Annotated in this window: 12 protein-coding genes; 7 read left to right on the forward strand and 5 right to left on the reverse strand. The window is 58.2% G+C overall.

Annotated elements, in window-relative coordinates:
* The 7 genes from VEH04_10540 to VEH04_10570 all read left to right on the forward strand — a co-directional run.
* On the forward strand, positions 1 to 303 hold a 303-nt coding region (locus VEH04_10540; protein HYG23209.1), incomplete at its 5' end, for a beta-ketoacyl-[acyl-carrier-protein] synthase family protein.
* Positions 300 to 1352: a hypothetical protein gene (locus tag VEH04_10545; GenBank protein HYG23210.1), complete on the forward strand. Its 1053-nt coding sequence runs from the start codon at positions 300 to 302 to the stop codon at positions 1350 to 1352. The genes VEH04_10540 and VEH04_10545, both read left to right, overlap by 4 nt.
* A complete protein-coding gene (locus VEH04_10550) occupies positions 1349 to 2080 on the forward strand; it encodes an SDR family NAD(P)-dependent oxidoreductase (protein HYG23211.1) in 732 nt (243 codons plus the stop codon). The genes VEH04_10545 and VEH04_10550 overlap by 4 nt, the downstream gene beginning before the upstream one ends.
* Position 2081: 1 nt before the next feature.
* Complete coding sequence (locus VEH04_10555) at positions 2082 to 2351, forward strand: acyl carrier protein (protein HYG23212.1); 270 nt, start codon at positions 2082 to 2084, stop codon at positions 2349 to 2351.
* Between the two features lie 142 nt (positions 2352 to 2493).
* Positions 2494 to 3339 (forward strand): prohibitin family protein, encoded by an 846-nt coding sequence (locus tag VEH04_10560; protein HYG23213.1) that lies wholly within the window; start codon positions 2494 to 2496, stop codon positions 3337 to 3339.
* Complete coding sequence (locus VEH04_10565) at positions 3336 to 4199, forward strand: prohibitin family protein (protein ID HYG23214.1); 864 nt, start codon at positions 3336 to 3338, stop codon at positions 4197 to 4199. The genes VEH04_10560 and VEH04_10565 overlap by 4 nt, the downstream gene beginning before the upstream one ends.
* Positions 4196 to 4396 (forward strand): hypothetical protein, encoded by a 201-nt coding sequence (locus VEH04_10570; GenBank protein HYG23215.1) that lies wholly within the window; start codon positions 4196 to 4198, stop codon positions 4394 to 4396. Before VEH04_10565 ends, VEH04_10570 begins: the two co-directional genes overlap by 4 nt.
* A 31-nt stretch (positions 4397 to 4427) precedes the next feature.
* Here VEH04_10570 and VEH04_10575 read toward each other — a convergent pair whose 3' ends face one another.
* From VEH04_10575 to VEH04_10595, 5 genes are all read right to left on the reverse strand, one after another.
* Complete coding sequence (locus VEH04_10575; protein ID HYG23216.1) at positions 4428 to 5561, reverse strand: RsmB/NOP family class I SAM-dependent RNA methyltransferase; 1134 nt, start codon at positions 5559 to 5561, stop codon at positions 4428 to 4430.
* Positions 5562 to 5600: 39 nt separating this feature from the next.
* Positions 5601 to 6125 carry an ACT domain-containing protein gene (locus VEH04_10580; GenBank protein ID HYG23217.1) on the reverse strand — a complete coding sequence of 175 codons (525 nt, stop codon included), beginning with the start codon at positions 6123 to 6125 and terminating at the stop codon, positions 5601 to 5603.
* Between the two features lie 1278 nt (positions 6126 to 7403).
* Positions 7404 to 7859 (reverse strand): hypothetical protein, encoded by a 456-nt coding sequence (locus VEH04_10585; GenBank protein ID HYG23218.1) that lies wholly within the window; start codon positions 7857 to 7859, stop codon positions 7404 to 7406.
* Positions 7860 to 8114: 255 nt separating this feature from the next.
* Positions 8115 to 8396: a hypothetical protein gene (locus VEH04_10590; protein HYG23219.1), complete on the reverse strand. Its 282-nt coding sequence runs from the start codon at positions 8394 to 8396 to the stop codon at positions 8115 to 8117.
* Positions 8375 to 8696 (reverse strand): transposase (locus VEH04_10595; GenBank protein HYG23220.1); only part of this gene is annotated, 322 nt, incomplete at its 5' end. The genes VEH04_10595 and VEH04_10590, both read right to left, overlap by 22 nt.

The raw sequence follows: 8696 nt of genomic DNA on the forward strand, positions 1-8696 counted from the left end.
AGCGCGGAAGCCGCCGCCATCAATCGTTGGGCTGGCGCCGCGGCGTCCGCCATCCGCGTCAGTTCGACCAAATCCAGCATCGGCCACTTGCTGGGTGCCGCGGGTTCGGTTGAAGCCGTTGTTTGCCTGATGGCTTTGCGAGGACAATGGTTGCCGCCGACATCAACCCTGCAAACGCCTGAAGCCGTTTGCACATTTCCGCTCGTTCGTGAACCGCAGGACGCGCGGTTCGAAATGGCCTTAACCAACTCGTTTGGTTTTGGCGGCGCCAACGCCACACTCGTCCTCAAGAGGTGGAAATGAACAGCTCGCCGCCTGCCATTTGCATCCAGGGAATCGGCGCAATTTCGCCCGCAGGCTGGGGAGTGCCGCTATTGCGACAGGTCCTGGCTGCAGGACAACCCGTTCCCCCATGCAAGCTCGCGCGCCCAGGATGGGAACATCCGCTCACGGTGCGGCAAACTCCGCCGCCTGCCACCCGTCCCGCATTCCTCAGTCACGCGCGACTCCGCCGCACCAGCCCCATTGCCCGCTATGTCGTCGCCGCAGCGCTCGAAGCTCTCGGAACCGACGCACAAAAAGTTGCCCAGGGGTTCCGGCTCGGCATTGTCTTTTGCGCGATGTCCGGGTGCGTCAATTACTCGCGCCGGTTCTACAGTGAAGTCCTCAACGACCCTTCAACGGCCAGCCCGCTCGTGTTTCCGGAAACGGTTTTCAACTCGCCCGCAAGTCACCTCGCTTCGCTGCTCGGCACGCTCGCGATCAATTACACGATCGTCGGCGATCCCGGAACCTTCGTGCAGGGCATCGCGCTTGCCGCGGATTGGCTCGCGCAAGGCCGTGTCGATGGATGCCTCGTGATCGGCGCGGAAGAAATGGACTGGCTGCTCGCCGATGCAACGCGTCGATTCGAACGCAGCGCGATCATCAGCGATGGCGCCGGAGCGCTCTACTTGAAGTCCGTTATTACAGCATCCGATCCATCTGAAGTCCGCCTCAGCTGCGTCACAGATGCGGAAGCATTTCATGGCAATCGATCACGCGCGGAAGCGGTTCAGGCTGTGCGCAACGAAATGAAAGCCCTGCATCGACAGAACGAAATCCTGTTCGACAGCCGCCTTGGAATCGCACGCGCCGATCGCGACGAATCCGCCGCGTGGAGCGATTGGACCCAGCAGCGCGTGTCCGTGAAGTCCCTGCTCGGGGAAGGTTACATGGCCGCCGCTGCCTGGCAATGTGTCGCCGCTGTCGACGCTCTGCAACAGGGGGGCAGTTCGGCCGCGACGGTCAATGTCGTCGGCGCCAACCAACAGGCGATCGCCGCGCAATTTGTTCGCTACGAGAAACCATGAGTTCGCGAATCATCCTGATCACTGGCGCCAATGGCGGCCTCGGCCAGGCCATCGCCCGCGCCTTCCTTGCCGAATCGCCCTCAAACTTTCTGTGCCTCGGCGTGCACACGCGGCGCGACGGCGCGGACGCGCTCGCAACGGAATTTCCAGCGCGCTGCGAATGCATTCATCTCGATGTCACCCGGGCCGCCGCGTGGCAGCTGGCAATCGACAGCATCCTGCAAAACCACAAGCGCATCGACGTGCTCGTGAACAATGCGGGCCGCCACGACGACAGCCTTCTCGCCACGATGACCGAAGCCGCGTGGGAATCCGTGATGACCACAAATCTCGATGCGACCTTTCTGGGTTGCCAGGCCGTGATCAAGCCAATGATTGCGCAACGCGGCGGACGCATCGTGAATATCGCGTCCCTGAGCGCCCTGCTCGCTCCCGCAGGCCAGACGAATTACGCCGCCGCCAAGGCAGGGGTGGTGGCCCTGACACAATCCCTGGCAAAAGAAGTGGCGCGCATCGGCATCACTGTGAACGCTGTTTGCCCCGGCTACATTGCCACGGAAGCGCTGTCGGGCATGGGCGCGGAGGAACGCCAGGCCGCCCAGGCCCGGATTCCCATGCGCCGATTCGGAAAACCCGAGGAAGTAGCCGCAGTCGTCCGATTTCTGGCTTGTGCCGATGCGAGTTACGTCACAGGCTCAGTCCTCAAAGTCGACGGCGGAATTTTTTGACATGGAAGACGCACAAGCTCTGAAGGAACGCATCAAGCAACTGATGGTGGATAATCTCATGCTGCAGATCACGGCAGCCGAAATTGCGGACGACCTCCCGCTGTTTGGGCCAGGCGGGCTGGGCTTGGATTCCGTCGACGCCCTGCAACTCGTGGTTGCGCTGGACAAGAATTTTGGTTTGAAGATCCCCGATCCCGCCGCCGCCAAAGTGGTGCTTCAAAACGTCAACACCATGGCGGAAGCGGTGCAACAGAAGATGGCGCAATCCTGACGAGGCGCCGCGTTCAGGCCGCTTTGACGGCATTTGTTTTCAATGGCTCACGCGACTCGCGTGGTTCGCTAAACCATCAGAAGCGGCTGGCCACCTTGATTTGTGTCGTGCGCCGCCCCTGCAAAGTGTTAAGAAATAGATTATGCCTACTCCATCCATAGCCCGCCTTGTCGGCATCGGGATTCTGATCCTGGCGCTGATTGTAGGCCTCGCATCGGGCACCTACATCGTCCCCGCGGGTCATCGCGGCGTTCTCGTGACGCTCGGAAAAGTCTCGCCCGAATCCAAACCCGAAGGCTTCGGCCTGAAAACACCCTTCGTCACAACGATCGTCCCCGTCAGCATTCGCCAGAAGACGGAGGAAATGGATTCCGCCGTGATCTCAAAGGATCTTCAGGAAGTTCGCACGCGGGTGAAAGTCCTCTATCGAATCCCGGAAGTTTCAGCCGTTCAAATTTACCAGCAGTTCAAGGGCGACCCGTTCACCAGCCTGATCCAGCCCCGCGTTGACGAAGCCATCAAGGAAGTCACGAAGGAACACACCGCACAGCAGATTGTCCAGGACCGCGCAACAATCAAGAGCCGCACGCTCGAGAGCGCGCGCCACAAGATCGGCAATCTCCTCACAATCGTGGATGTTGTTGTTGAGGACATCGCCCTGTCGGCAAACCTCGAAGCAGCAATCGAACGCAAGATGGTCCAGGAGCAGGAAGCCAACAAAGCCGTGTTCGAACAGCAGAAGGCGCAAATCGACGCGCAGATCGCCGTCGTCCGCGCCAAGGGCGAAGCGGAGTCGATCAGCATTCGCGGCGAAGCTTTGGCGCAGAACCCCGAATTGATCGACCTCGAAATCGTTCGGAAATGGAATGGCCGCGCTCCGCGCGTGGTCGGCAATGAAGCGTCAGGAGCACGCATGATCCTTCCCCTGTCCCGCGAGGATTTCACTTCAACCAACAGCAGCGTCCGCCTGACGGAGGCAAACCGATGAATTACTCCAACAGCCCTCGCCGCGGCGAACTCTACATTCCTGGCCGAAAACTCGCCGGGTTCATCCTGGGCGGCCTCCTCATCTTCATCCTCGTCCTCGCCGCTTCGCAGGCGACCGAAGTCGTCGAACCCGGCCATCGCGGCGTGCGAGTCACGCTCGGGAAAGTCGCGCCCGTCTTTGAACACGAAGGATTGGTCGTGAAGCCCCCCTTCATCACACGCATCCACCAAGTCAGCATTCGCCAGCAAACGGAGGAGATGGCTTCCGAACTGTATTCATCAGACTTGCAACAGGTGAACGTTCGGCTGCGCGTGCTCTATCGCGTTCCCGAGGGATCGGTCGTCAGCCTGTTCCAGTTTTATGACGGCGACCCGTTCACCACGCTGATCGCGCCGCGCGTCGTGGAAGCGCTCAAGGAAGTGGCTTCAACACAGAGCGCGGAGATGATTGTGCAGAATCGTGAGACCATCAAACTCGAGGCGCTCGAACTCACTCGCAAGAAAATCGGTGCGCATGCGGAATCGGGTCCCATCGTCGCCATTGAGGATCTCACCATTTCCGATCTCGCCCTGTCGCCTGAATTGAACACGGCCATCGAGCAGAAGATGACGCAGCGCGAGGAAGCAGAGCGCGCAAAGTTCGTTCAACGCCAGGCTGAAATCGAGGCGCAAACCGTGATCATCAAAGCCCGCGGCGACGGCGAAGCCATTTCCATCCGGGGCAAAGCGCTTCGGGAAAATCCAGCGTTCATCCAATTGCAGATCGTGGAAAAATGGGACGGCATTTCGCCGCTCGTGGTGGGTGGCGACGACAGCAAAGTCATGCTGCCGATCAGCGAGCTTGAAAATCGGCGTCCATGAACCCGCGCTTCCGCCTGGTCCTGCAGGTCATCGCCCTGTTCATCGTGCTGGCGGTGCTCGCGCTGATCTTTCCAGCGGCATTCAAATTTGCTGAAGGCGCTGCGCGCAGCATCGTGCGGTTGTGGTGGCTCGTTCTCCTCGTCGCTCTCGCCCTCTGGCTGATTTGGGGCGTGGGTCGCGGCCCGAAAAACAAGTAAGCCGGACAGGACTCGTTCCAAAACGCGTCCATCAGGACGCGCTTTTACGCCGCCACGCCGCCACATACATTCCGTTGCCCCTGCATTCCTGCGGCCAATACCAGATGCGCGACGCAGGCGCCTCGAGAATTCCCAGGGGATCCCGCATCGGCAGTGGCTCGAAATCCTTCGCCTGTTTATCAAACGCATCTGCCACGTCGTCAGTCTCCGCCCGGGTCAACGTGCAGACCGAGTAAATCAACTTCCCGCCAGGCTTCACTGACTGCGCCGCGTGCGCCAACAACCGAACCTGGACCGCGCTCAGTTCCGCAACATCGTTCAACTCGGTCGTCCACCGGGCATGCGGATTTCTCTGCCACGTCCCAACCCCGCTGCACGGCGCGTCCACGAGCACGCCATCGAATTTGGTCTTTGTAGGAAGTTTCGCGCCGCCATCCCAGGGCGCCGCTCGATAATTGAAGGCCTTTGCACGCCCCGCGCGGCGCTTCAGATTTTTCAAACGCCAATCCGCCCGGTCGCTTGCCCAGATCAAACCGCGATTCTCCATCAAGTCGGACAGGTGCAACAACTTTCCGCCTTCGCCCGCGCAGGCGTCCCACCAGGTCTCGCCCGGCAGCGGGTCGCAAATGAAACCGACCGCCTGGGAACTGATATCCTGCACTTCAAAATCACCCGCGTGAAAGGCCGTTGAACGAAACAAATCCTCCTCGCCCTGGTATTCCAAAGTGTCAGACAGCGGCCCGTCGCCCGCGCGTTCACAATGTTGCAAGGTTCGCGCGAGTCCGCTCCCCTGCCCCTTTCGCGCCCGCAGCCACAGGCGTGGTTGCTGTTGCAACGACTTCAGCCAGGCCTCACTCACGGCGACCTGTTCGTGAACCCACGACGGCACCGCGCGCTCGCGCAATTCCGCCAGCGGAATCCCGTCGGGCTTGCGATCGAATTGATGCGCAAGCGCCCGAGCCCTGCGCAGTTGCGCCTCCAGGTCTCCCGCTTCCCTGATCCAACCCTGCCATCGGTAAAACGCAAAGACGATCTGGCTGATTTCGGCCGCATCCCATGGCGGCAGCTGTCGATGCGCCTTCAGCACCTGCCGCAGCGCCTGGTCTGCCGGCTTTGCTTCAGCGGCGGCAATCACATCCGCCGCGAGCTTGAAATTGTCACCCATCGAAAATACGAGTAGCCAAGGTTTGAGATGTTCTGCCAATCAGGCAGCGGGTTCAAGCGACACGTCGACGATCAGGTCCGACGCAATCTTTTCCAGCGTGCGCCGCAGTTCGGAAAGATTGCACGTGTGAGGAATGCTTAACCGCGCGCGCGCTTTGAACAGCATTTCGCCCGACATCGCCGCGCTCGCGCATTCCGTTTCGAGCTCCTCAACATTCACTCCGAATCCCGCAAGTGCCTGCGTGATCTGGCTGACAATGCCCGGCCGATCTTGTCCCACTACCTCGAGTTGCCGCACGATTTCCGCAGGTTTCGTTCGATCCGCTTGATCCGCCTTCACGACCACAGTGAGACCGTCGCGCCCGAGCGATTGCAAATCCGCGACGAGCGATGACTCGCGATCGGTTGGAACGGCAACGTGAACGATCCCGGCAAATTGTCCGCCCAGTCTCGACATGCGGCTTTCGAGCCAGTTGCCGCCGTGCCGGGCAACCATGCTCGCAACCGATTCCACAAGACCTGGGCGGTCTTTTCCAATGACGGTCATGACAAGAGAACGTTGCATGCATTGGACGTACGCTTTGGCGGCGTGAGAGGCAAGCATTGCCTGAGAAAACGGACCATAAAAGGGAAGAACGGCTGCGCTGCAAGCCTCTCGCGAATGTCCTTTGTCCTGCGCCAACGGTAGCGGTCATGAACCCAAACGGCAACCGCTTCGGCAGGCTAGTCAGTATGGCTTCAATGAAAGCAAGAGAGGTGTGTCTGCTTTCCGGAATGAGCGTGGGTTGCGCCGAGATAGCGGAACCGTTTGTCGTGGCGACACCGGAGAGAACACTTTATTGTTCGACGTTTCACCAGTCCGCGGCGTGGATGTCGAGAATCTTCACATGTCGATCAGCGTCATCAATCCAATAAGTCAGCGCGAAATCCCCAACTACGCAATATGAAGCAAACGCCCGATCTCATCACGGTCCTCGGCCTCACTGTTTCCAAGAGGATCCCTCCTTATCGCGTGCATGGCGTCTCTTATGGCTCGTCCCGTCCTGCGCGGAAGGCGCTCAACAAACTCCATCACTTCAATCGTGACCAACAGCTCGTAATCCATTGGCTCAAGAATCTAGTCGCCGATCCAACTCCTCAAGAGTCACCCACTTTTCAGGTGAGCGATCATCAATGGTACGCGCCATACGTGCACGATACTGAGCAAGATCTCTGTGCCTCAACGAAACCAGGAACGCAGCCAATCGCCGCCGCTCATCCACTGGCAGGGATTCCAACTCCGCTTTAATCTCCTGAATGCTCATGCCGCAATTCTACTCAAGATCGCAAATCCAGCAATGCCCTTCCCGGCGGTTTCTCCAACTGTCGCCTGCAATGCGGGACGCTCAGTGTCACATCTGATTTTTGTACTTTTCACAAAGTAATTTCCAAGGTGCCTGTTCGACTGCTTTGGTCAACAATCGTTCAAAGCGGCGAAGGGCTGACGAAGCGGTCCCGTAATCCTTTAATCCGGCAGCGACCGCCATCCCCGACAACAACTCCAGGAAATGCGACCGGTCACCGGTCATCTCGAAAGTCTCTCTGCGTTCATTCCCGCGCCGGGTCACGTGATACCATCCCCCGGCTCGCTCAATCCGTAGCGTCCTGCCCATGCAGCCCACTCTAAACTAAAACCCGATCCGCCTCAGCCAATTCCCAATCATTCACGCTCTCAACTCCTCACACCCGCCGCACGCAAAAGTACAAAAATTAGATGTGACACTGAGGATTACAACAGAGACCGGCTCGCTTGGGATGTTTCGAAGTGGAGGCGCCGCGGTTCTCGGTGGGGTGGCGGGAATTATCATTTCAGACGAGTTTCCGATTTTACCCGGAAGCCATACTTTTTTCGAAAATAGTCAAATTCTTCAACTGCCATGTACATCTCACCCAAGTATCCAACGTTAGAACTGATAAATTCAAATTCACCGTCGATCTCCTGGACTGGCCAAGACAAATTTACTTCTCCGTTCCGCTTCGGAATACCAATCCAACCGCCAAATGCGCCAACCTCATTGCTTTGTGCCCAGTCTGGAACATCGAAGAGAATCCGATTAAGGACGTGGAGTTTAAACATTTCTTGAACATTGTATGTGCGATCCTCGACGTTTTGCTTTAAATATTGGCTCACCGCCCGTCGAACTATTTCAGGATCTATATTGGAGATTCTAAAATAACCAGAAAGGATTTCAGTTTTTAGCTCTCGATCGTGGATGTCGGCCTGATATAACGACGGGCAGGTCTTGAGAATCTCTAACACAGCCGCCACACCAGTTTCGGAACTTCGCGACACGCACCCGGAGGACATAAAAAGATATAAAACTCCAACGAAAATCGCGTTGATAGAAGAGTAAAGTATCCGTTTTATTCTTCGCCTCTTACAAAGACAAGTGCTCATGTTAAGACATAAAAGAGGGTTTCTCCAACCGTCGCCTGGGCAAGTTTCTGGGGGTCAAGGTCATACGCGAAATTCTGGTCAATTTTAACGCCTTAGAGACGTTTTTTCAGCCTGTTTTCACGCTGTAAGGGGCGCCGATTCCTGCAGCACCCAGCTTCCCTCGGCGCCCGGAGCGATCACGATTTGCCGCCGCCCCAGGATCAGTGGCTTGGCTCGCTGCACGAAATCCGCGCTTCCGACCGCCAGGCTTTCTGTCCATTGCGGCTCTCGCCGCATCCGGTCTCCCGCGATCCGCTCGACAAGGCTTGCTTCCAGATTGCGTCGCAACAGCCCAAGGTCATCGACACGAAGGCGCCAGCACAACCGATCCAGGTCTATTAACCGATACCGTCGACGCATCCCCATGATCTCATGGTACCCAGCCATTCCCATTCAGACGGGTGGCTCACCACGCCGCAACGGTTCATGTTCAATTCGATGTAGCACAGGCACCGCCACAGATGCTCGCCCGATTCGACCAGCGTGGCGTGAAAATTGTCGCCCCAGTATGCGTCGAGCCGCCGTTTGCGCCGGTTGTATTCCCGCGCGAACTCACTTGCCACTTCTTGCATGAACCGGCTGACCTCGAGCCGATCCTCGGCGTCCACCAACAAATGCGCGTGATTGCACGTCACGCAATAATCCAGCAGGCACACCTCA

The organism is Verrucomicrobiia bacterium (genome assembly GCA_035629175.1).
Lineage (GTDB): Bacteria > Verrucomicrobiota > Verrucomicrobiia > Limisphaerales > DASXHY01 > DASXHY01.

Bases quoted from the DNA above. Each gene is read 5' to 3' on its own strand.
- VEH04_10560 (HYG23213.1), top strand. From the start codon at position 2,494: ATGCCTACTCCATCCATAGCCCGCCTTGTCGGCATCGGGATTCTGATC.
- VEH04_10565 (HYG23214.1), top strand. From the start codon at position 3,336: ATGAATTACTCCAACAGCCCTCGCCGCGGCGAACTCTACATTCCTGGC.
- VEH04_10555 (HYG23212.1), top strand. From the start codon at position 2,082: ATGGAAGACGCACAAGCTCTGAAGGAACGCATCAAGCAACTGATGGTG.
- VEH04_10550 (HYG23211.1), top strand. From the start codon at position 1,349: ATGAGTTCGCGAATCATCCTGATCACTGGCGCCAATGGCGGCCTCGGC.
- VEH04_10580 (HYG23217.1), bottom strand. From the start codon at position 6,125: ATGCAACGTTCTCTTGTCATGACCGTCATTGGAAAAGACCGCCCAGGT.
- VEH04_10545 (HYG23210.1), top strand. From the start codon at position 300: ATGAACAGCTCGCCGCCTGCCATTTGCATCCAGGGAATCGGCGCAATT.
- VEH04_10590 (HYG23219.1), bottom strand. From the start codon at position 8,396: ATGCGTCGACGGTATCGGTTAATAGACCTGGATCGGTTGTGCTGGCGC.
- VEH04_10575 (HYG23216.1), bottom strand. From the start codon at position 5,561: ATGGGTGACAATTTCAAGCTCGCGGCGGATGTGATTGCCGCCGCTGAA.
- VEH04_10570 (HYG23215.1), top strand. From the start codon at position 4,196: ATGAACCCGCGCTTCCGCCTGGTCCTGCAGGTCATCGCCCTGTTCATC.